Below are 21,738 nucleotides of genomic sequence, written 5' to 3'. Positions count from 1 at the left end.
TATTTTTAATGAAACAGGCACGAACCAAACGAAATTGGAACTAGCCTTATGCCGAAAAAAAAGAGATAATAGGATGGAAGAAATGGGCGATCTATTTATAGCTAAAAAAGGAGGGATTACGAGATGAATATACATGATCATGAATTTGACACTGTTGTATTGGGATTTGATGATGAATCAAAGGAGACGGTAGAGGCTCTAGAACAAGAAGGTAAGCGAGTCCTTTACATACCTATAGATCCCCAAATGATGATAACTATGATGGCTCAGAAAAGAGTTCACACAACAGAATCAAATGAAACAATTACTCACCTACAGATTCAACAACATCAGATGCAAACTTCTTTTCAAAACACCACAACCTATCTTTTGCAACCGATCGTACAAATGTATGATCCTGAAGCAATCGAAGAGCAAATAAACGATCAAGTAGAAGAAGTCATAGAGATGGATTTACCTAATACACCGGAAGACAATACTGAAAATGAAGTTGTGCTCCAAGATGAGGCAGAAGCAGAAAAGGTTGCATTTACTTTTACTGATGATGATTCGGAAGAAACAAAAGAAAAAGTAGAGGAACCAATAGAAATTTCATCTCCAACATCTGAAGAATTAGAAGAAGAGTTAGAAGAAGATCACGATATATCAGAGGAAGATAGAACATTCTCATTCCCAATCATCACTCCCTTAGCCAAAGAGAGTTCCCTTATTGATAATCGTATGTTAGGAATCCGTCGTAACAAATTTCCAGGGCTTCAGCGGAACGAAAAAAATAGTTTATCAAGCTCTATGATCTCTTCCTATCATCTGTTTAATCCAATCCGAATAGAGGAAGAAGAACAAGTAGAAGAAAAACAGGAAAACCAAAATGAGCTGGAAATAAATCTGGAAGAACAAACAAACGATAATATTGAAATAGAATCCGAACCATATATCATTCCCAAACCAAACTTTTTTGATGACAAAAACAATTTCATTTTTCATGGTCCACCGCCTATCAACAAGACTGCAAATCTAGAAGAAGAAAACATAGAACTATCTAAAACAAATTCATCTGATGTCCGCATAGATCAAGATGAACAATACGAACAAGAAACAGAAGAACAACCTGTAATGAAACAAAATAAGTTACCTGATATGGATGAACTTATTTTGCAATCTCATATAGAAGAATCTGAAGTAGAAGAATCAAACTCTATTCTTGAAGAAAATACAGAGGAAAAAGAAGAAGTAATAATAGAAGCAGCTGAAATCCAATCAGTAGATGAAAATGAGGTTTTTACTGAAGACGAGACTAACTCTCATACTCTTGTCTTAAATCGAGATATACGGTTAAGAAAAAAATTTTCTTTCCACAATTTGCACCAAGAAACAACATCTAATTCAACTGTTAACCCAACCAATCAAGAAAAAATAACAAATGACCAAACTGATGAAGAGCAAACAAAAAAACCTGATGTATTTCCATTGGAACCATTTTCTTCTCGCCGTAGAAATAAAAAGAGTCGACTTTTTTCATCACTAGAAGCTGCCATTCCAAATCCAATTGTACAACCTAGTTCAACATCTCAACCTGAAAATTCATTTTCGTCGCTTGTACAAGAGTCTCTCATACAACCTGATATAGAAGACGAATCAATCAAAGCAACCAAACCTGATCCTTCAGCTAAAGCTATCCCTTCTGAGGAAGAAGAGACAAAATCCGATACGATAGAAACAACCTCAGACAATCTCAAAATCGATAATATCGAATTCGAAGAACCATATGGTTATAATAGCTTTGAAGACTTTTTCCCGTCTTTTTCTAATAGTAATGATCGAAAAAGACAAGAGATGGATAAAATCGAAAAACGCAAGATCGCCCTTCGCGGTCTTCATAACTTAATTAATAATTTAGGATAAACATTCTTCTCCCCCTCCATGGGGGATTTTTAATTTCCTATTATCCTAATGATCACCATCCTCTAACTAAAAAACTTGACCTCAACACTTTGAGATCAAGTTTTGTTTCCTCCAAGAGGGGATTTTTTTATCATCCCAGCATTTCTGGGATATTTTTTGGGTGTAGATTGCCTTTTTCTCATTAGTACTAATTTCCTCTCCCCCATTTCCTCAGGGAGTGTTAAAGGATGAATCGCTTGTGACACTTTTCCTAACAAGGTAAGAGCTTGCTCTGCATTCGCTACTTCCTGCTCTGCCTCTCCTGCTTTCATTGCTACAAAAGTCCCGCCAACACTTGTAAAAGGTAAACAATACTCCGCTAAAATATTTAATCCTGCCACTGCTCGGGAAGTTACTATATCATATTGTTCCCTATAGCGATGATCTTTTGCTATATCTTCTGCTCTACCATGAATATATTCTACTTTATCCAAACCTAATGCTTCTCCAACTTCCTGTAAAAAGAAAATACGTTTTTGCAACGAATCCAGAAGCGTCAGATGTAAATGCGGAAATGCAATTTTAAGTGGGATTCCCGGAAAACCAGCTCCTGTACCAACATCCATAATGGTATTGACTTCATGAAAGTTTATTACCTGGGAAATAGTCAAGGAATCAAAAAAATGTTTTATCTCTACTTCTTGTCTGTCTGTAATAGCAGTAAGATTCATTACTTTATTTTTTTCTACCAGCAAACGATAGTAGGTTTCAAACTGCTTCAATTGTGAATCATTTAACTCAAAAGCATTTTGCAAGTAGCTCGTCATGCCGTTCTCCCGCCCTGTTCAATATAAATCATCAGAATGGAGATATCAGCTGGATTTACCCCAGAAATACGAGAGGCTTGTCCCAATGACACTGGTTGAACTTGCTGTAGTTTTTCACGAGATTCAGAGGACAGACCAGAAACTTTGGTGTAATCCACCCAATGTGGAATACGTTTCTCTTCCATTCGTTTCATCTTTTCTACCTGCTGCAATGATTTTTGAATGTAACCTTCATATTTCAGCTGTATCTCTACTTGCTCCATGACTTCTGAACTCAGTTCTTCTGATGATGGAGACAGTTTCATAATATCTTGATAAGAGAGCTCTGGACGCTTGATGAGATTTGCTAACTCCATTACATTGTTTATTTCTGATGTTCCTAACATTGCTAACTTCGTTTGCACCTCTGCATTTGGAGTCAACTTTGTTTTGCGTAATCTAGCAATTTCCTTTTCAATAGCATCCCGTTTCGCGACAAATCGCCCATAACGCTCCTCTTTAATCAGACCAATTTCATACCCTTTATCTGTTAGGCGTAGGTCTGCATTATCATGTCGAAGCAATAAACGATATTCAGCTCTAGAAGTTAACAGACGGTAAGGTTCGTTGGTTCCTTTTGTCACAAGATCATCAATCAACACACCAATATAGGCTTCCGAGCGGTCTAAAATGACTGGCTCTTTGCCCTGTACCTTTCTTGCAGCATTAATTCCAGCCATAATACCTTGTGCTGCTGCTTCTTCATAGCCAGATGTACCATTGATTTGTCCCGCAGTAAATAATCCCGGAACTAGTTTCGTCTCTAAGTTTGGCCACAACTGAGTTGGTATGATTGCGTCATATTCAATCGCATAACCAGTACGGACCATTTCTGCCTTTTCTAATCCATCAATCGTACGCAAAATATCTTGTTGTACATCTTCTGGTAAGCTAGTAGATAAACCTTGGACATACATTTCCAGTGTTTCTCTACCTTCTGGTTCAATAAAAATCTGATGGCGACTTTTATCTGCAAATCGGACGATTTTATCTTCAATCGATGGGCAGTAACGTGGACCTCTACCTTCTATTTTTCCAGAATACATAGGAGCTCGATGTAAGTTGTCTTGAATAAATTGATGTGTTTTTTCATTTGTATACGTCAACCAACATGGTAACTGATCTGTGATATATTCTGTTGTTTCGAAGGAAAAAGCCCTCGGTTCTTCGTCTCCTGGTTGAATTTCCATTTTACTCGTGTCAATCGTCCGACTATTGATACGTGGAGGAGTTCCTGTTTTAAACCGTACCATATCAAATCCCAGTTCTTGCAAATGAAGTGCCAAATTGACCGACGGTTGTTGGTTATTTGGTCCACTTTCATATTGGAGATCGCCAATAATAATTTTCCCACGTAGATATGTTCCAGTTGTCAACACCACTGTTTCAGCATGATACTCTGCTCCAGTACGGGTGATAACTCCTTTACATACACCATCTTGGATAAGTAGCTTCTCTACCATGTTTTGATGCAGAGTAAGATTTGGCTCTTCTTCTAATACTTTCTTCATTTCTCTTTGATAGAGAACTTTATCTGCTTGCGCACGGAGTGCATACACGGCCGGCCCTTTCCCAGTGTTTAACATACGCATTTGAATATGGGTTTTATCAATATTTTTACCCATTTCCCCACCAAGTGCATCCAGTTCACGTACCACATGTCCCTTTGCTGGTCCGCCGATGGACGGATTACAAGGCATATAAGCAATCGTATCCAAACTTAAGGTAAGGAGTAGCGTTTGGCAACCCATTCGGGCAGCTGCTAATGCTGCTTCACAACCTGCATGACCAGCCCCGATCACAATAACATCGTAAGTACTCGCATGATAACTCACTTTTTACACCTCTCACTTTTCATTTTCTAATGTTCCTTTTCATCTGTCCTATTTTCCGAGGCAAAACTGGGAGAAGATCTGATCGATTAAATCTTCCGCAACCGCTTCGCCGATGACTTCACCCAGTGCTTGCCAAGCATTTTTCATATCGATTTCGGCCATATCGAGTGGTATACCAAGTTCTACCCCGTTCATCACTTCCATTATGCTTGCTTTTGCTTGTTCTAATAGCCTAATATGTCTCGCGTTACTGACATAAGTTTGGTCATTCATATCTACTTGACCTGAAAAAAACATCGTTTTGATCGTTTCTTCTAACTGAGTTAAACCTTGTTCTGCTTTGACAGATAATGAAATCATAGGACGATTGCCAATATGTTTCTTTATTTCTTCGTAATCAATCTGTTTAGGTAGATCTGTTTTATTGATAATAAGAATAGTAGGATAAGTTTTACTTTTTTCGATCAGCCGTATATCTTCCTTTTGCAATGCTTCCGAATGATTTAGCATGAGCAAAACCAAATCTGCATTTTGTAATGCCTCTTCAGAGCGTTTTACTCCGATTTGCTCTACTATGTCTTCTGTCTCCCTAATCCCAGCTGTATCCAATAATTTTAAAGGAATCCCACGTACATTGACATATTCTTCTATGACATCCCGTGTAGTACCAGGGATATCCGTCACTATAGCCTTATTCTCTTGGGTTAATGCGTTCATCAGAGAAGATTTTCCTACATTTGGACGGCCAATAATCGCTGTAGCAATGCCTTCGCGTAAGATTTTTCCTTGTTTTGCTGTTATTAATAACTTATTGATATCCTTTTTAATGGACATACAACGATCTACAACATACTGACTTGTCAACACATCTGCATCATATTCTGGATAATCGACATTTACGGCTAAGTGGGCCAGAGTTTCCACAATTTCACTTCGCAAGGCTCGAATATGATGAGATAATTTTCCTTCCGACTGGCGAATTGCTACCTTAGCTGCTTTATCCGTCTTGGCACGAATTAGATCAATCACAGCTTCCGCTTGAGATAGATCAATACGCCCATTTAAAAATGCACGCTTCGTAAATTCCCCAGGTTCAGCTAAGCGAACACCTGTGGACAATAAAAGGCCTAATGTTTGCTCCACTGCAACCAAACCGCCATGGCAGCTAATTTCCACTACATTTTCCCTTGTAAATGTCCGTGGAGCCAACATAACTGTCACCAGTACTTCATCAATCTTCTCTTTTGTAGAAGGGTCGATAATATGCCCATAATGTACAGTATGAGTTGCTTCTGTACTCAGTTTGTTTTTTCCTTGATATATATGATCAACAAGAGTAACTGCATCTGTTCCACTAACGCGAATGATGGCAATGCTACTCTCACCCATTGCTGTTGCAATAGCTGCAATTGTATCGTTTTCCACAACATCCACCTCTTCATCTAATAACTTATCTTAGCACAAATGCAAGAAAAAAAACCCCCGCAAAGGGAGTCAAAGGCATAAGCGATTATTTTGTCGCCCCAGCTGGTTTTTTTAGCAAAGGCTTGAGGATCAATTGATATTGTAAGATAGTAAAAACGTTACCATATACCCAGTACAAGGCCATCGCGGCAGGGAAACTAAATGCAAGTACAAAGATCATAACAGGGAATATCCAAACCATAATACGCATTTGCGGATTATCTCCAGTACCAGATGACACAAACTGAATGTATGTAGTTATGGCAGCTAGCAATGGTAATATGTGATACGGATCTGGTTGTCCTAACTGCAAGTAAAGAAAGGATGACTTTGCAATATTTGCATCTCGAACGATCGCTTGATAAAACGCAATCAGTACAGGCATTTGGATCAAAATTGGAAAGCAGCCTGCCATCGGGTTAATGCTGTGTTCTTGATATAATTTCATCGTTTCTTGCTGCATTTTTTGTGGGTCTTTTTTGTATTTTTCCCGGATTTTTAGCATCTGTGGTTGGATTTTCTGCATCTCTTGCATACTTTTTTGCTGACGATAAGTGAGAGGGAAAATAATCAATCTCACTAAGAAAGTAACAATTAGAATAGACCAACCATAGTTCCCCAATAGTTTGGCAAACCAGTCTAATAAGTGAGCCAGTGGAATAACAAAATATTTATCCCAGAAACCTGCATGACTTGGATCTAACTTCGCATAATGCGCTCCCGTTGGTGAACAACCACTCAATACGAGGACGGCAAAAAGGGCGATTAAGGCAAACAAAAAATACTTTCGCCGCTTACTCAACAATAATTCCTCCTTAAGGATAAAGCCAAATCTTTTCTAGGGGACATGATCAATCCCGCCAGGGTGAAAGGGATGGCATTTGCAAATTCTCTTCACTGTATAGTAACCACCGCGCCAAAATCCATGTCGCTCCAAAGCAGTTAATCCATATTGGGAACAAGTAGGGTAAAAACGACAACTGGGAGGCAAAAGCGGTGAAATAAATTTCCGATAAAAGTGGATAATAAGAATAGCTAGCTTTTTCAATTCTGCTCACTCCTCTTTTTCACTTTTGGCAGTTGAGTGAACACATTTGCTCGTTTCATTACATGACGAAGGCTAGATTCCATCTCTATATAGTCTAACCCTGCTACTGGATTACGGGCGATGAGGATAAGGTCCAGTTGTGGGTGAATCTGATTCATCCACTGCCTGACAACCTCTTTGACCAATCTCTTTATCCTGTTTCGCACGACGGCTTTTCCTACCTTGCGACTAATAGAGATACCCACTCGAGCTACTTCCCCGTCTGTCCGCTTGAAAGTGTATAACACAAATTGGCGATTGGCGACGGAAGTACCTCCACGAAAAACTTTGCGAAAATCGCTGCGTCTCTTTAAACGATATGCTCGTTGCAAGGTAGAACTCCTCCATTCTCCAGCGAGGAATTATTTATATCGAAAAAAAGACCACAGTTAGTGAGTGGTCCTAGAATTAAGCAGATAGCACTTTTCTTCCTTTACGACGACGTGCTGCTAACACTTTGCGTCCGTTTTTAGTTGCCATTCTCGCACGAAAACCGTGTACATTCTTGCGTCTACGGTTACTTGGTTGATAAGTTCTTTTCATTTATATTCACCTTGATATAATTCAAGGTTACCTCCCTTCTCTTCCCTTAGTAGTCGTATTTGCCGACAATCCTCCATATTATAGCTATCTTAAGGGCATAGTGTCAAGAAAATAGGAGATTGGTTATCGATTTCTAATCACAATCATATCGCTAATCAAATCCACTAGTAATTCCCCCTATAACCCTTCCATATCTAGCATAGAAGGAACAATACCAGCAATTGTTTATTTCAAGAATCTAGAAATGAGTTGCTCGTCACTTAGAAATTCAAGCTCTAATATTTCTTGATAAGCATCCCCTTTCAGATTTAACAACTTAGCAAAGGCATGTTCTGTTTTTAAACCCTGTTTTTTGTATCGAATCACATTATTTCTGAATGTAGAGCCCATCAGCTTCAATATTCTGTGTTCAATTACCATATGCCGATAACCGTTTTGATGAATGGTTGGTATATTTTGACCATAAAGTTCAAAATCGAATCTATCGTAACGAAATCTCGCTACCACATATTTTCTGGCATCTCTTTCTTTCTCCAATACGAAAAAGCATGGATACTCTCCAAATTCTTTCTGTAAGTAATCATTGAAACTCCCAAGTTCGTATACTTCACATAAAATGTCTAAATCGCTGCTTTCTATATCTATCTCAATTGGAATCGTTCCAGCTAAAATAGGATTGTAATTTTGTAGTCTATCCATAATACACAGCTCTTCTAATACTGCATAAGCCTTTTTCTGTCGATTATTTCCATGTCTTAAATATGTAATATCCAAAAATTTTCTTTCTCTTTTATATTGTGAACGCATAAAACAACCCACCTTACAAAGGAATTTGGCGTTTTTGTTTTTGTGAAATGTCTTCACCAATCAGTCTCATATAAAAGCATACTATTCAACTTTCAAATTCTATACACCTCACAACATAAGCCTTTCCATGACTTATCCACTGCTTATCAACAACTTACTAACAGGTTATGAACAACTTTTCCACAGGTTATCCACAGAAAAAGAGAAAATCTTGGTACAACGCAAAAGGGAAAAGTCTTTTCAGATAAAAAAATTCCTATAAAATACCACTTGGATTTATTTTTATTGTTTCATGTATAGAAACACCATAATAAAATATATAATTCTATAACAAAAGGAATGTAAGGCTTTTCTTTTGTTATCCACCGCTTATCAACAACTTACTAACAAGTTACCAACAGGTTATCCACAAGTTATCCACAGATGAAAATTTTCTTCGATCCTTTTGTGGATTCCATGACTACCGTCCTATTACTTGATTTGAAAAATACAAAACCCATATCACCTAAAAGTAATATGGGTTCAAAGCTTCCTCTTCAGGTGACTTCTTAGTATCACCTTAATCAATCCATTTATAATGAAGTTGTTTCTTTTTCCAGCTGGGCAGTGAGTTGCTTCACTACCCAGCTGAGCTCCCTTAGTATGGGAACCCTCTTTCCCGCTCGACAATCGTCAACGCATGGTGGATTCCCTCCAGTGTAAACGAATCAAGCCCGCTGGAAGGCAGCTCCCCCGAGAATACCATGCAATATCAACATGATTCTTGGGGTTTAGTTGTATTTGGATCTCTTCTCGATGGAGAGGGATATAAGCCGCAAAACCAAAGATGTGGTATACGACTATCCTGCACTTTCGAATCTTTCTTTCATTTACTAGGTACGGATAAATCGTAACTTTATCCCTGCCAATACCTGACTCTTCCTCCAGCTCTCTAGCATCCGCTTCAACGAATGTTTCATTCGTTTTCACGCAACCACCAAACAACTCTTTCTGAATATCGCCTTGATCCTTAGCAGATGCCCGCAGGATTACAGGATCTTTAGGAGATCGAGTAGAAATGGCCACTTCGCCATCATAGTTAATCAGGGATACCCGCACAACAGAAAGGGTCAGATGAATATCCCATTTCCGAAATAGCTTCTTGAGCAGATTCCAGACTCGATAAATCCACACGATACTTTCCATTCTCTTGATGAAACGGGACATGCCTATTACAAGCTTAGCACAATAGGTAGGCTGAACAATTAACTTATTCCTAAACATCATAGGAAAACATTTTGGTGTATTAATAAATCCTATCGCCCTAGTTATATAAGGATTTTTTTCAGTTATCCACTGATTATCAACAGCTTACTAACAGGTTATTAACAACTTTTCCACAAGTTATCCACAGGTTGATGGATTTTACGTCGATTTTGTGAAAATATCATGACCTGTGGACAACTATTTTTGAACTTTTCCACAACTTTTCCACTGATTATTCACAGAAAAACAGCCTGTGGATAAGTAGTTATCCACAGGCTGTGAGTAAGTGGATAACTAGACAAAAGTCCTTGTCATCTCTAGCCTATTTTGATATTCTTATTTTGTTTTCTCCGTGGATAAGTTTTTAACAAAACTTAGTTTTCCACAGACTGTGGATAAGTCAAGTTGTACATAACTTATACTTTTCATATAAAAGTTATCCACAGATTGTGGATAATGTGTATAACTCTGTGGAGTACTTGATCTTCATCTATTTTTTTTGTGGATAACAATTGATAACTAGAAAGAAAGGAGGATTTTGCTTATGTATTCTGCTGATGAACTATGGCTCCATGCCTTAAAATCAGCTTGCTCCGATGAATCTGCAGATGTAGAACAATTATTGATTCAAACGAAAGTTGTAGAGAGCCGACCTAACTTCTTACTTATTGCAGTCCCTGATTTTTTTACTAGAGATTGGCTTGTACATCGAGCAAAGAGCAAAATATTAATCGCTTTAAAAGAAATTTCTGGTGTGCCGATGGAAGTGGACTTTATTCTCCATTCTTTAGATGAAACAGAAACCGATGCTACAAATAAAAACATGGATTCGGATGAAATCTCTGCTCAAAAACAAGAAGAACAAACAGTTTCTGACTTAGTAACAGCAATAGATGAAACACCTACTTCGGCTCAACTCAACCCCAAATATACTTTTCAAACTTTTGTTATAGGCCCTGGTAATCGTTTTGCACATGCTGCCTCCCTAGCAGTAGCTGCTCAACCAGCTAACACCTATAATCCGCTTTTTATCTATGGAGGAGTCGGGCTGGGGAAAACCCATTTGATGCATGCTATTGGCCATTATGTAAAAGAACAAAATCCAGAAAGCCGGATTTGTTATATATCTTCAGAGAAGTTTACAAATGAATTTATCAATGGGATTGTTAGCGGGAATGTTGAGCCATTTCGTAATAGATATCGCTCTGTAGATGTGTTATTGATCGACGATATTCAATTCCTTGCTAAAAAAGAAGGAACACAAGAAGAATTTTTCCACACTTTTAATACACTGCATGAAGCTCATAAACAAATTATTATTTCAAGTGATCGTCCTCCCAAGGAAATTCCCTTTTTAGAAGATCGCTTACGCTCTCGATTTGAATGGGGACTTATCACAGATGTACAACCACCAGATTTAGAAACAAGAATAGCAATTCTCCGAAAGAAAGCAATTGCAGATAACTTGGAAGTCACCAACGAAGTCCTCTACTACATTGCAGATCAAGTTGCTAATAATATTCGAGAATTAGAAGGTGCACTCATACGTGTCGTCGCTTATTCTACTATGCTTAATCAATCAATTTCGTTAGATCTAGCCCATGAAGCATTAAAAAATCTCGTCTCGCCTAATCAACCAAAGTTGATTGGTATTCCAGAAATTCAGCAAGTAGTAGGTGGTTATTACCAACTGCGAGTCGAAGATCTCAAAAGCAAAAAACGTACGAAAACCATTGCCTATCCTAGACAAATAGCAATGTATCTCTCCCGTGAATTAACAGATAGCTCCTTACCTAAAATTGGCGAAGATTTTGGAGGCAGAGACCACACTACTGTTATTCATGCACATGAAAAAATTAGTCGCATGTTATCCAGTGATCGAGAATTAGAGCAAGTCATCATGGAATTAAAAAATCGTCTCAGCCGAAACAGTTAACCACAGGCAATTGTGGGAACTGTGGATAACTCACCTCTGCCTATACACAGCTTATCCACAACGTGTATAGGCTTTGTTGCTTGGCTCAACCCACTTATCCACAGTATCCACAGGTACTACTACTATTACTACTAGTCTTTATTAAAAAATAAATAATTAATTAATAGGATTAGGAAGAAATTTTTCAATCAAAAATTGTTAAAGTATTTTTTTTAAATGCTGAGGAGGTAATTATGAAATTACGAATCTTACAGAATGTATTGGTTGAAGCAGTGTCACAAGTAACAAAAGCTGTTTCGACAAGAACTACTATCCCAATTTTAACAGGAATAAAAGTAACAGCAGAAGATGATCACTTGATACTGACAGGTAGTAATTCAGATTTGACAATTGAAACCAAAATTCCTAAAATAAAAGAAGAAAAGGAACAATTGTTCGTAGAGGAAAGTGGTAGTGTTGTAGTTCCAGGCAAAATTTTTGCAGAAATAGTTCGCAAACTACCTGGAAATGAGGTAGAGTGGATTGTTGGTGAACGAAATAACATTACCATTCGTTCTGGAAAAGCAGAATTTCAATTACATGGATTACCAAGTGAAGAATATCCAAGTCTCCCTCAATTATATGAAGAGCAAGTGTTCTCTCTACCAGCTGACTTACTTCGTACACTTGTACGTAAAACGAGTTTTGCGGTTGCAGTGAATGAAGCTAGAGGAGTATTTACAGGAGTTTTATTTCAATTAGAAGATGGTCTGCTCACTTGTGTCGCTACAGATAGTCATCGACTGTCTCGCCAACGTGCACAAGTAGAAAGTTTGCCAGAACTTAATTTAAAAAATGTGATCATCCCTGGAAAAAGTATGAGTGAACTAGCAAAAACATTTGCTGATGAAACAGAATTAGTAGATTTAGTTGTAGCAGGAAACCAGTTACTGGCACAAAATCAATATCTTTCGTTCTACACCCGGCTACTTGAAGGCAGTTATCCAGACACAAACCGTGTTATCCCCCCATCAGGAGATGTAGAAGTAACGACGAAAACAAAAGAATTGTTACAATCTGTTGAGCGTGCGTCACTTATTAGCAGGGATGGCAGAGATAATGTGATAAAATGGACTGTGAGTGATAACCAAGTGCAAATCACCTCTGCTTCTCAAGAAATCGGAAGTGTAGTAGAAGAGATTAAAGCTGAAGTAAAAGGTCATCCCTTGACTATTTCCTTTAACGCTCGTTATATGATCGAGGCACTCCGCACCATTGATAGTGAGGAAATTCATATCCAATTTACAGGGTCTATGACACCTTTCCTCATTCAACCCACTGATCGTAATGACTCACTTCACTTGATTGTGCCCATTCGTACTCGGTGATGAAGAAAGGAACTTACAATGAAAAAAATTCCTATTCAGGGTGAATACATGACACTTGGGCAGCTGCTAAAATCATTAGATGTTATTGCCAGTGGAGGAGAAGCAAAAATCTTTTTGCAATCATATCAAGTTGTTGTAAACGGAGAACCCGATGATCGGAGAGGTCGCAAACTTTATCCACAGGATGAAGTGGAGATTGAAGGCTTTGGCAAGATACATTTGGTTTAGTGGGGGGATTGTTCTTTGCGTGTTACGTCGCTGCAACTTCAACATTTTCGCAATATCCCTGAACTACAACTAGACTGTCCAGAGGACCTTCACTTGTTTATAGGTGAAAATGCACAAGGTAAGACCAATTTGTTGGAATCTTTATATATGATTTCTTTTGGTAAGTCGCATCGCGCTCGTTCCCTTCAAGAATGTATACAATTTGGTGAGCAATCTGCGATGGTACGGGTTAAAACACAAGGAAATAAGCAAAAATGGAGATTGGAATTAAAACTCCTTCCCAAAGGTAGAAAAATCAAGAAAAATGGTGTGGAAGTAGCGAGGTTAAGTCAATATATTGGAACTTTACCAGTCGTATTATTTGCTCCAGAAGATTTGCAACTGGTAAAGGGAGGTCCACAAGTTAGGCGAAAATTTTTAGATGTGGAAATTGGTCAAGTCAGTCCTACTTATGTCCATCATTTGACACAGCTGAAAAATTTGTTGAAAGAACGAAATCAACTTCTCAAAAATTTGTCAAAAAACAATACTTTTCCACTCACTTTTTTGGATGTTTTGGATGAACAACTCGTGCAGTTGTCCGTATCGATTTGGAGAAAGCGATTGGAATCATTGTCCAAACTGCAAACTTATGCAGCAGAAATTCACCTTTCGATCACAAAAGGAGAAGAGCACCTCCAAATAGAATATATTCCATCTGTGCCGATTTATGCCCACATGTCCGAGCAAGAAATGCAACAATGCATGTTTGCGGCACTTGAAAAAGTGAGAAAGAAAGAGATAATGTTAGGAAATACCTTACTTGGACCTCATCGAGATGATTTTTCCCTCCAACACAATAAATTGGATTATCATACATTTGGATCTCAAGGGCAGCAACGAACAGCTGCTCTTTCCCTGAAATTAGCAGAATTACAATTAGTGAAAGAAGCCACAGGTGACTTTCCAGTGTTATTATTGGATGATGTGCTTTCTGAATTAGATGATTCGAGGAAGACTCATTTATTAGAATCGATCCGGGGCCGGGTACAAACTTTTGTTACTGCTACTGGATTAGAAGGAATAGATTTACAAACCCAAAAACAAGCAGTTGTGTACCATGTTCAAAATGGTCATGTTACTCGCGCATGATGAGGTGATGTTTTTTTGTTTATTCACCTTGGTGGAAACCAAATGATTAGATTGAGTGATGTCGTTGCAATAATCGATGCGGTGGGTGCTGTAAAATCTTCATCTAGCATCCATTTCCCGAATCTTGATGAAGATGTGAAATCATTTATCATCACAACAAGCCAGATTTATACATCACCAATCTCTTCCAACACATTATTAAAACGTTCTCAATCAGGAATAAAGGTGGTGAATGTGTTATGACAACTGGATATGATGAATCACAAATTCAGGTTTTAGAAGGGTTAGAACCTGTAAGAAAACGGCCAGGGATGTATATAGGTTCTACATCCAGTAGAGGTCTGCATCATTTGGTGTGGGAAGTAGTAGACAACAGTATCGATGAAGCCTTGGCTGGACGATGTGATACGATTGGGGTCACTATTAATCCAGGCAATAGTGTGACAGTTGTGGACAACGGAAGCGGGATTCCGGTTGGTATTCAACCCAAAGTAGGAAGACCTGCGGTGGAAGTTGTCATGACAGTACTGCACGCTGGAGGAAAATTTGATGGGGAAGGATATCAATTTTCCGGTGGTTTGCACGGAGTTGGTGTTTCTGTTGTAAATGCATTATCCAGCGAGCTAGAGGTTATTGTGAAACGGGATGGAAAGATTCATCGGCAGACTTATGCCCAAGGTATACCCCAAATGGATCTGGAAGTGATTGGGACTGCGAAAGAAACCGGTACTACCATCACATTTCAACCTGATCCAGAAATATTTACGGAAACAATCGAGTACGAATATGATATTTTACGAAATCGTCTACGTGAGCTTGCTTTCCTCAATCGTGGTGTGACCATTGTTCTGACAGATAAACGCGGGGAAGAGATAAAAGAAGAGTCATTCCAATTTGAAGGTGGCATTTCCTCCTTTGTGGAGTACCTCAACCGTAATCGTGAAGCATTGAATCAACCTCCGATTTACATTGAGGGGGAACGTGAAAGTATTCAAGTTCAAGTTGCAATGCAGTACAACGATTCCTACTCTTCCAATATCTACAGTTATGCTAATAACATCCACACTCATGAGGGTGGTACACACGAATCTGGTTTTAAAGCGGGTCTCACCCGGGTGATAAATGATTATGCACGTCGGAACAATTTGTTGAAAGATAGCGAAAGCAATTTGACAGGAGACGACGTACGTGAAGGATTGACTGCTATTATCAGTGTGAAAATCCCTGATCCGCAGTTTGAAGGCCAAACCAAAACAAAATTGGGAAATAGCGAAGCTCGTTCTGCTACGGAACAATTATTTGCTGATTATTTTCAAGCTTACCTCGATGAAAATCCAGCTATTGGGAAAAAGATCATCAATAAATCTGTTACAGCGGCTCGGGCTAGAGAAGCTGCTCGAAAAGCTCGGGAGTTAACGAGACGGAAAAATGCATTAGAGGTAAGTTCATTGCCCGGGAAATTAGCAGACTGTACAAGCAAAGATGCTTCTATCAGTGAATTGTATTTGGTTGAAGGTGACTCAGCTGGCGGTACGGCAAAACAAGGTCGTGATCGAATGTTCCAAGCGATCCTTCCTCTTCGTGGTAAAGTTATCAACGTTGAAAAAGCACGTTTGGATAAAGCCTTGTCGAATGAAGAAGTACGAACTATTATTACGGCGCTTGGAACTGGGATAGCAGATGATTTTCAGATTGATAGAGCCCGCTATCACAAAGTAATCATTATGACGGATGCGGATGTCGATGGAGCGCACATCCGCACTCTACTATTGACTTTTTTCTTCCGGTATATGAGATCCCTGATCGAAGAGGGATATGTGTATATTGCTCAGCCGCCACTGTACAAAATCGCACAAGGAAAAGTTATTCGCTATGCATATTCTGATGCAATGAAAGCACAAGTAGTCAAAGAATTAGAAGGCAAAGGTAAGATTGAAATTCAGCGTTACAAAGGTTTGGGAGAGATGAATGCTACCCAGCTTTGGGAGACAACGATGGACCCTGATAGTCGAACACTTCGTCAAGTGTCCTTTAGAGATGCGATGGATGCTGATCAAGTGTTTGAAATGTTGATGGGAGATCGAGTAGAACCTAGACGAGATTTTATTCAAGAGTATGCAAATCAAGCAACACTAGACGTGTAGGAGATAGCTGGAAACGGATATATCCGTTAGTTGGAGTTGATGAAACGGATGGCAAATACAGAACGTGTAGAAGAAGTAAATATCAGCCAAGAGATGAAATCTTCTTTTCTTGACTATGCTATGAGCGTTATCGTGAGCCGAGCATTGCCAGATGTCCGTGATGGACTCAAACCGGTACACCGACGGATTTTATACACCATGTATGAGTTGGGAATGACACCTGACAAACAGTATAAAAAGTCATCAAGGGTAGTTGGAAATGTCACCGCCCAATACCATCCCCATGGCGATGTAGCTGTATACGAAGCAATGGTTCGTATGGCGCAAGATTTTTCATACCGTTATATGTTAGTCGATGGACATGGTAACTTTGGTTCTGTCGATGGTGATCCACCAGCAGCAATGCGTTATACGGAAGCTAAAATGGCTTCTATCACACTAGAATTGCTGAGAGAGATCCAAAAAGATACGATTGATTTTGGACCTAACTATGATGGACAACAGCTAGAGCCACTTGTGCTCCCTGCCCGTTTCCCCAATCTACTAGTCAATGGTACATCTGGGATTGCGGTCGGGATGGCAACCAATATACCACCGCACAATTTACGTGAAATCATTGATGGTTTATTGCTTATTATCGATAATCCAGAAACGACAGTTGAGGATCTATTACCAATCGTCAAAGGTCCTGATTTTCCCACAGGTGGAATTATTCTCGGTTACGAAGGAATTCGGAAAGCGTTCCGTACAGGGCGAGGCAGTATCCAAATCCGAGCGAAAACACGCATCGAAGAAGCGCAAAATGGAAAAATGCGCATTATCGTGGAAGAGCTCCCTTATCAAGTAAATAAGGCGAAATTAGTAGAAAAAATTGCGGAATTGGTTCGAGATAAAAAAATCGACGGAATAACTGATCTTCGTGATGAATCAGATCGTAACGGTATGCGTGTTGTCATTGAATTGCGCAGGGATGTAAATCCTCGTATTGTCTTAAATAATTTGTACAAGCATACCACTTTACAGACAAGCTTTGGAGTAAATACTCTAGCCTTAGTGAACGGTCAACCTCGTGTGCTCAATTTGCATCAGGCACTCTCTCACTACTTAGATCACCAAATTGAAGTGATTCGTCGCAGAACCCAATTTGATCTCAATAAAGCAGAAGAACGTGCTCATATTTTAGAGGGTTATCGCATTGCATTGGATCAAATCGATAAGGTGATCGCTTTGATTCGTGCTTCTGCAACAGCAGGGGAAGCTAGAAGCGGTTTGATGGAGCAGTTTGGGTTGAGTGAAAAGCAAGCGCAAGCAATTTTAGATATGCGTTTGCAGCGATTAACTGGCTTGGAACGCGATAAGATTGAAAGTGAGTATCAAGAACTGCAAATTACGATCAAAGAACTAAGAGCGATTCTAGCGGATGAGGCTAGGATTCGTGGAGTTGTCCGCAAAGAATTGGTAGAAGTCAGAGAGCAGTACGGCGATGAACGGAGAACTGTCATCAAAATCAATGTGGATAGCATTGTGGAAGAAGACTTGATTCCAGAAGAAGAAGTTGCCATTTTGCTGACACATAGAGGCTATGTCAAACGTATGCCACTATCCACTTACCGAGCACAGCGTCGCGGTGGAAAAGGTGTTACAGGTATGGGAACACGCGAGGATGACTTCATCCAGACGCTATTTGTGACCAGCTCTCATAATCATATCCTCTTCTTTTCCAATAAAGGTAAAGTGTATCGCTTAAAAGGTTATGAGATTCCTGAGTTGGGACGATCTGCAAAAGGTACACCAATCATCAACCTGATCCAGATTGAGCAAAATGAGCGAATTCAGGCAGTTATCCCAGTAAAACAATTTACCGATGACTTTAATCTTTTCTTTGCTACAACAGCTGGAGTAGTGAAAAAGACAAAGCTGTCTGATTTTGAAAACATCCGCAAAAATGGTCTGTTTGCTATCAATCTTCGTGAAGGCGATGAGTTAGTAAGTGTGAGACTAACAGATGGGGATCAAGAGGTTATCATGGGTACCAGTCATGGTATGTCTATTCGCTTCCCAGAGCTGGATGTGCGGGAGATGGGCCGGTCAGCTACAGGTGTGAAAGGAATCACGCTTGGAGATAACGATTATGTCATCGACATGGATATTGTCGAGCCGGGTAAAGATGTCATGATCGTGACCAAAAAAGGGTATGGGAAACGAACCCCGATCAGTGAATACCGATCCCAGTCCCGTGGCGGGAAAGGAATCAAAACCCTCAACATCACGAAGAAAAATGGTCCTGTTGTTGGGCATACGATGGTTTCCGAAGAAGAAGACTTAATGATCGTTACCCAAGCGGGTGTAGTCATTCGCATGAACATCTCAGGCATATCATGCCTTGGACGCTATGCGCAAGGTGTGCGATTGATCAAGATGGCGAAAGATGAAGAAGTAGCAACAGTTGCACGGGTACAGATTACAGATGAAGAAGATGAGTAAATTTTCTCCTGCCCAAATGGGTGGGGGATTTTATTTTTTTGAGATATAATGATAGTAGTCAGGAGACTCTATGTCTCCCTCTGACCTGAAGGGAACATCGTGAACCTAGATCGTGCAGAGCTGTTGGAAAAGTCGCAAGAATGTACTGATAAAGCGGGGGAGCTGCGTCGAGATTTCGAGCGAGATAAGCGACGCGGTTACATCAGGCTTGCCAACTACTACACCCTCATGGCGGGGATAGCGAGGCACCCCGCAGAGCTCCCCGCTGGAGTGGTAGAGCAACTGAAAGAGGCTAATCAACTGGCCGTCAGTGCAAAGAAGCAACTCGATGGGGATTCGTTTATGTACTCCAGCGGGTTGGACGACGCTGAACTTGCTGAGAGCATCACCTTCCGAGTGAAGGAAATGTTGCAAGACGCATAGGGTCAGTTCACCCCACATAGGCGAAGCACAATTAAGTGCATGTCACTTCTTGTGTGCGTCTATGATGGGGATCCGTAAATTAAGTTCATGTAGATATATTGCCCCAACCAGTAGCATTAGCTTTGGAATTCGATCTATAACCGTGATTTCTTGGATAATCTATTTTTTCTAACTTTATATTTATGTTTAGCTTTCTCCTTCGTATTTTTCATTTGTCGTATGCTCCACAAGTAGCCTGTGATCATTCGGATGAACATATCAGGTATATCATGTCTAGGGCGCTATGCACAAAGTGTTCGCTTGATTAAAATGACCAAAGACGAAGAAGTAGCAACAGTTTCTCAAGTACAAATTACAGATGAAGAAGAATAAATGCTACTCCTGTCGCTTTCAGACGGGAGTTTTTCTTATGAATTTGTTGTAGTATGATGACATTAACAGACCCATTTTTTGAGAAGGGAAAGTTTCATGCAGTTGATGACTGGGAAGCAGAAGGCCGAGGCGGTCAGTGCAGTTCTTGCAATGGCTCTGAAGAGTGCGAAGATCGGGGAGAAGCAACTCCCGTGTAGTGAAGGTCTGGCAAGTGCCTACAGCCAGCATGCGGAGGCTCTTGCCGAGATCGCCAGGGTCATGGAAGGATGCCAAGAGCTGGATGTGGCCCTCCTTGAGCTTGTGAAGCCCCTGAACTCCTAGATGTCGCTGGACAACAGTGATGCGCCTTCAAGGGTTTGTCCCCCATTACCAATCTGGTAGTGGGGGATGATTTTTAAAGCTGTAAATGAGAAGTTTTATCCTAATTATTTCAATCCTGTTATTTTTGAATGGTATGTATGATAAATAAACATTAAGAAGAGTTTTCTTCATCATCAATGCTTATTAAGCAGTTGCACCAGCCGTTAAAAATTGATGAGTAAGCATAACCATATTCTGTATTTTTGGGTAGGGTTTATCTTTTATTTGAATAATATTATTTTTCGGTTATAATAATGGAGTCAGTTGACCCATCTCTTTACTGAGGGGAATCCTATGTTCATCAACGACGACGAGAAGAAGAACCCGCTCTTGGGCGGTGTCGGCTGGCCGTGATGATAGGCTGACCTGAGGGACAACTCCTCTCATAGGGTGGCACATCGTTTGTGCCTGCACGTGTTTACGTGATACCTATGAGAGGAACCGAGAATAATGTTTTTATAATAGATTTAAATGCTCTATCCCTCCATACTAGGAGGGGTTTTTTCATACCTAGGCAATGGACAAAATACAAAATAATCACTAAAATAGAAGAGGCATGCTAAAATAATTGGTATAGCAAATCGGGAAAATTTCGCATAACTAGATCAATTAGTTGTTGAATGATAAGTTGTTCTTTTTCAATGTCATTGTTGAGCTCATACCAAACGGGTGGATCATACCGGCAAAGCATACTTAGTGCAAAAAATAGGGCATAGTAGGTTAGAATCTCAGGAAGTGGATCGATTGATGTATGAGATGAATTCCAAAGGTACAGTTTTCCTTGTCCGTTTTGTTTCAGCCAAGAATGTTTCAAGATGTCATTCGTGCCTTCCACTTTTAGTTGAAAGGACTGCTCTGTAAAACTATGCATGGAGAAACAGACAGCAGATTTTTTTTGATTTAAGCGATAGACGAATGATTCAGCAGAAATGCATAATTGATCCAATACTTCTACAGGACAAGTTAAGGTTCCATTTTGATAGGAAACTTCCCACCAGTAGGATTTGAGACTCAAATGTTGGAACAGCAGCTGTAAGTCAGGGATAAAGGAACACAACAATTCCAATTTATACCGTTCCCCAGTAGGAACAGGATGAGAAAATAAGTTGCACAGGTAAGGGAAAAATCCATCTTTCTGCACTCGAACCTCATCATAAAAAAAGCGGTAAGGCTCTTTTTTGCGTTTTGGACTAGTTAAACCATGTTGCAATATGGTAGTACTGTGTGGATAATTAGGATCTATACTCAGTGCAAATGCTTTTAACAGGCTCATCATTCCATAGTAAAGTAAGAGTGAGGAAGACCAAAAATCACTCTGTTCAGCAGTCTGAAATAAAGCCATGCCTTGTTTGATATAGGATGTAAATGCATGTACATTGCGATATGAAAGAGTTTTGGCTTCTGATTTTGGGTATTTTTTGATGAGAAAGTTGCGTGCAGTTGTTTCGTTCTTTAACAGCTCATATGATAAATATTTCATAATTCCTCCGAAAAAATTGTCTTATTCATGACTTATCCACAATTATTCACAAGTTATACACAGATAAACTGTGGATAACTTTTAT

At 39.5% G+C, this 21,738-nt stretch carries 20 protein-coding genes; 10 read left to right on the top strand and 10 right to left on the bottom strand.

Features of this window, described 5'->3' with window-relative positions:
- The first annotated feature begins 123 nt into the window (after positions 1-123).
- Entirely contained in the window at positions 124-1,902 is a 1,779-nt protein-coding gene (locus tag AC5WOF_RS11115; protein ID WP_496050029.1) for a hypothetical protein, read from the top strand.
- 95 nt (positions 1,903-1,997) lie between these two features.
- Here the strand turns inward: AC5WOF_RS11115 and rsmG are convergent, their stop codons facing one another.
- The 9 genes from rsmG to AC5WOF_RS11070 form a co-directional block, all read right to left on the bottom strand.
- Positions 1,998-2,708 carry a 16S rRNA (guanine(527)-N(7))-methyltransferase RsmG gene (rsmG, locus tag AC5WOF_RS11110; RefSeq protein WP_496050028.1) on the bottom strand — a complete coding sequence of 237 codons (711 nt, stop codon included), beginning with the start codon at positions 2,706-2,708 and terminating at the stop codon, positions 1,998-2,000.
- A complete protein-coding gene (mnmG, locus tag AC5WOF_RS11105) occupies positions 2,705-4,582 on the bottom strand; it encodes a tRNA uridine-5-carboxymethylaminomethyl(34) synthesis enzyme MnmG (RefSeq protein WP_496050027.1) in 1,878 nt (625 codons plus the stop codon). Before mnmG ends, rsmG begins: the two co-directional genes overlap by 4 nt.
- A gap of 48 nt (positions 4,583-4,630) precedes the next feature.
- Positions 4,631-6,007 (bottom strand): tRNA uridine-5-carboxymethylaminomethyl(34) synthesis GTPase MnmE, encoded by a 1,377-nt coding sequence (gene mnmE / locus AC5WOF_RS11100; protein ID WP_496050026.1) that lies wholly within the window; start codon positions 6,005-6,007, stop codon positions 4,631-4,633.
- An 85-nt stretch (positions 6,008-6,092) separates the two neighbouring features.
- Positions 6,093-6,848 carry a YidC/Oxa1 family membrane protein insertase gene (locus AC5WOF_RS11095; RefSeq protein ID WP_496050025.1) on the bottom strand — a complete coding sequence of 252 codons (756 nt, stop codon included), beginning with the start codon at positions 6,846-6,848 and terminating at the stop codon, positions 6,093-6,095.
- Between the two features lie 36 nt (positions 6,849-6,884).
- Positions 6,885-7,094 (bottom strand): membrane protein insertion efficiency factor YidD, encoded by a 210-nt coding sequence (gene yidD / locus AC5WOF_RS11090; protein WP_240875221.1) that lies wholly within the window; start codon positions 7,092-7,094, stop codon positions 6,885-6,887.
- Positions 7,091-7,465: a ribonuclease P protein component gene (gene rnpA / locus AC5WOF_RS11085; RefSeq protein ID WP_496050024.1), complete on the bottom strand. Its 375-nt coding sequence runs from the start codon at positions 7,463-7,465 to the stop codon at positions 7,091-7,093. The genes yidD and rnpA overlap by 4 nt, the downstream gene beginning before the upstream one ends.
- Before the next feature lie 76 nt (positions 7,466-7,541).
- On the bottom strand, positions 7,542-7,676 hold the full coding sequence (gene rpmH, locus AC5WOF_RS11080; RefSeq protein WP_028778273.1) for a 50S ribosomal protein L34: 135 nt from the start codon (positions 7,674-7,676) through the stop codon (positions 7,542-7,544).
- Between the two features lie 225 nt (positions 7,677-7,901).
- Positions 7,902-8,483 (bottom strand): DUF4269 domain-containing protein, encoded by a 582-nt coding sequence (locus tag AC5WOF_RS11075; protein WP_496050023.1) that lies wholly within the window; start codon positions 8,481-8,483, stop codon positions 7,902-7,904.
- Positions 8,484-9,155: 672 nt separating this feature from the next.
- Positions 9,156-9,668 carry an NUDIX domain-containing protein gene (locus AC5WOF_RS11070; RefSeq protein WP_496050022.1) on the bottom strand — a complete coding sequence of 171 codons (513 nt, stop codon included), beginning with the start codon at positions 9,666-9,668 and terminating at the stop codon, positions 9,156-9,158.
- A 604-nt stretch (positions 9,669-10,272) separates the two neighbouring features.
- On the opposite strand from AC5WOF_RS11070, the gene dnaA reads away from it, so the two are divergent.
- The 9 genes from dnaA to AC5WOF_RS11025 all read left to right on the top strand — a co-directional run bounded on the left by dnaA (position 10,273) and on the right by AC5WOF_RS11025 (position 20,134).
- A complete protein-coding gene (gene dnaA / locus AC5WOF_RS11065) occupies positions 10,273-11,664 on the top strand; it encodes a chromosomal replication initiator protein DnaA (protein ID WP_496050021.1) in 1,392 nt (463 codons plus the stop codon).
- A 233-nt stretch (positions 11,665-11,897) separates the two neighbouring features.
- Complete coding sequence (gene dnaN, locus AC5WOF_RS11060) at positions 11,898-13,031, top strand: DNA polymerase III subunit beta (RefSeq protein WP_496050020.1); 1,134 nt, start codon at positions 11,898-11,900, stop codon at positions 13,029-13,031.
- 18 nt (positions 13,032-13,049) lie between these two features.
- Positions 13,050-13,259, top strand: coding sequence for a S4 domain-containing protein YaaA (gene yaaA / locus AC5WOF_RS11055; RefSeq protein ID WP_496050019.1), 210 nt, complete (start codon positions 13,050-13,052; stop codon positions 13,257-13,259).
- Between the two features lie 15 nt (positions 13,260-13,274).
- A complete protein-coding gene (recF, locus tag AC5WOF_RS11050) occupies positions 13,275-14,390 on the top strand; it encodes a DNA replication/repair protein RecF (RefSeq protein WP_496050018.1) in 1,116 nt (371 codons plus the stop codon).
- A 15-nt stretch (positions 14,391-14,405) separates the two neighbouring features.
- The gene (locus AC5WOF_RS11045) at positions 14,406-14,633 is read left to right on the top strand and encodes an extracellular matrix regulator RemB (protein WP_496050017.1); all 228 of its coding nucleotides are present in this window, start codon (positions 14,406-14,408) and stop codon (positions 14,631-14,633) included.
- Positions 14,630-16,534, top strand: a complete 1,905-nt coding sequence (gene gyrB / locus AC5WOF_RS11040) for a DNA topoisomerase (ATP-hydrolyzing) subunit B (RefSeq protein WP_496050016.1) — start codon at positions 14,630-14,632, stop codon at positions 16,532-16,534. Before AC5WOF_RS11045 ends, gyrB begins: the two co-directional genes overlap by 4 nt.
- Positions 16,535-16,582: 48 nt before the next feature.
- Positions 16,583-19,018, top strand: a complete 2,436-nt coding sequence (gene gyrA / locus AC5WOF_RS11035) for a DNA gyrase subunit A (protein ID WP_496050015.1) — start codon at positions 16,583-16,585, stop codon at positions 19,016-19,018.
- A 99-nt stretch (positions 19,019-19,117) separates the two neighbouring features.
- On the top strand, positions 19,118-19,441 hold the full coding sequence (locus tag AC5WOF_RS11030; protein WP_496050014.1) for a hypothetical protein: 324 nt from the start codon (positions 19,118-19,120) through the stop codon (positions 19,439-19,441).
- 468 nt (positions 19,442-19,909) lie between these two features.
- Positions 19,910-20,134 carry a hypothetical protein gene (locus AC5WOF_RS11025; RefSeq protein WP_496050013.1) on the top strand — a complete coding sequence of 75 codons (225 nt, stop codon included), beginning with the start codon at positions 19,910-19,912 and terminating at the stop codon, positions 20,132-20,134.
- 598 nt (positions 20,135-20,732) lie between these two features.
- Here the strand turns inward: AC5WOF_RS11025 and AC5WOF_RS11020 are convergent.
- The gene (locus tag AC5WOF_RS11020; RefSeq protein WP_496050012.1) at positions 20,733-21,653 is read right to left on the bottom strand and encodes a YaaC family protein; all 921 of its coding nucleotides are present in this window, start codon (positions 21,651-21,653) and stop codon (positions 20,733-20,735) included.
- Positions 21,654-21,738: the final 85 nt, after the last annotated feature.

Source organism: Shimazuella sp. NTD250, assembly GCF_059510375.1.
This window is presented reverse-complemented; position numbering and strand designations above follow the sequence as displayed.

Bases quoted from the DNA above. Each gene is read 5' to 3' on its own strand.
- rsmG (WP_496050028.1), bottom strand. From the start codon at position 2,708: ATGACGAGCTACTTGCAAAATGCTTTTGAGTTAAATGATTCACAATTG.
- AC5WOF_RS11020 (WP_496050012.1), bottom strand. From the start codon at position 21,653: ATGAAATATTTATCATATGAGCTGTTAAAGAACGAAACAACTGCACGC.
- yaaA (WP_496050019.1), top strand. From the start codon at position 13,050: ATGAAAAAAATTCCTATTCAGGGTGAATACATGACACTTGGGCAGCTG.
- AC5WOF_RS11115 (WP_496050029.1), top strand. From the start codon at position 124: ATGAATATACATGATCATGAATTTGACACTGTTGTATTGGGATTTGAT.
- AC5WOF_RS11075 (WP_496050023.1), bottom strand. From the start codon at position 8,483: ATGCGTTCACAATATAAAAGAGAAAGAAAATTTTTGGATATTACATAT.
- rpmH (WP_028778273.1), bottom strand. From the start codon at position 7,676: ATGAAAAGAACTTATCAACCAAGTAACCGTAGACGCAAGAATGTACAC.
- gyrB (WP_496050016.1), top strand. From the start codon at position 14,630: ATGACAACTGGATATGATGAATCACAAATTCAGGTTTTAGAAGGGTTA.
- AC5WOF_RS11025 (WP_496050013.1), top strand. From the start codon at position 19,910: ATGCAGTTGATGACTGGGAAGCAGAAGGCCGAGGCGGTCAGTGCAGTT.
- gyrA (WP_496050015.1), top strand. From the start codon at position 16,583: ATGGCAAATACAGAACGTGTAGAAGAAGTAAATATCAGCCAAGAGATG.
- AC5WOF_RS11070 (WP_496050022.1), bottom strand. From the start codon at position 9,668: ATGGAAAGTATCGTGTGGATTTATCGAGTCTGGAATCTGCTCAAGAAG.
- dnaA (WP_496050021.1), top strand. From the start codon at position 10,273: ATGTATTCTGCTGATGAACTATGGCTCCATGCCTTAAAATCAGCTTGC.
- dnaN (WP_496050020.1), top strand. From the start codon at position 11,898: ATGAAATTACGAATCTTACAGAATGTATTGGTTGAAGCAGTGTCACAA.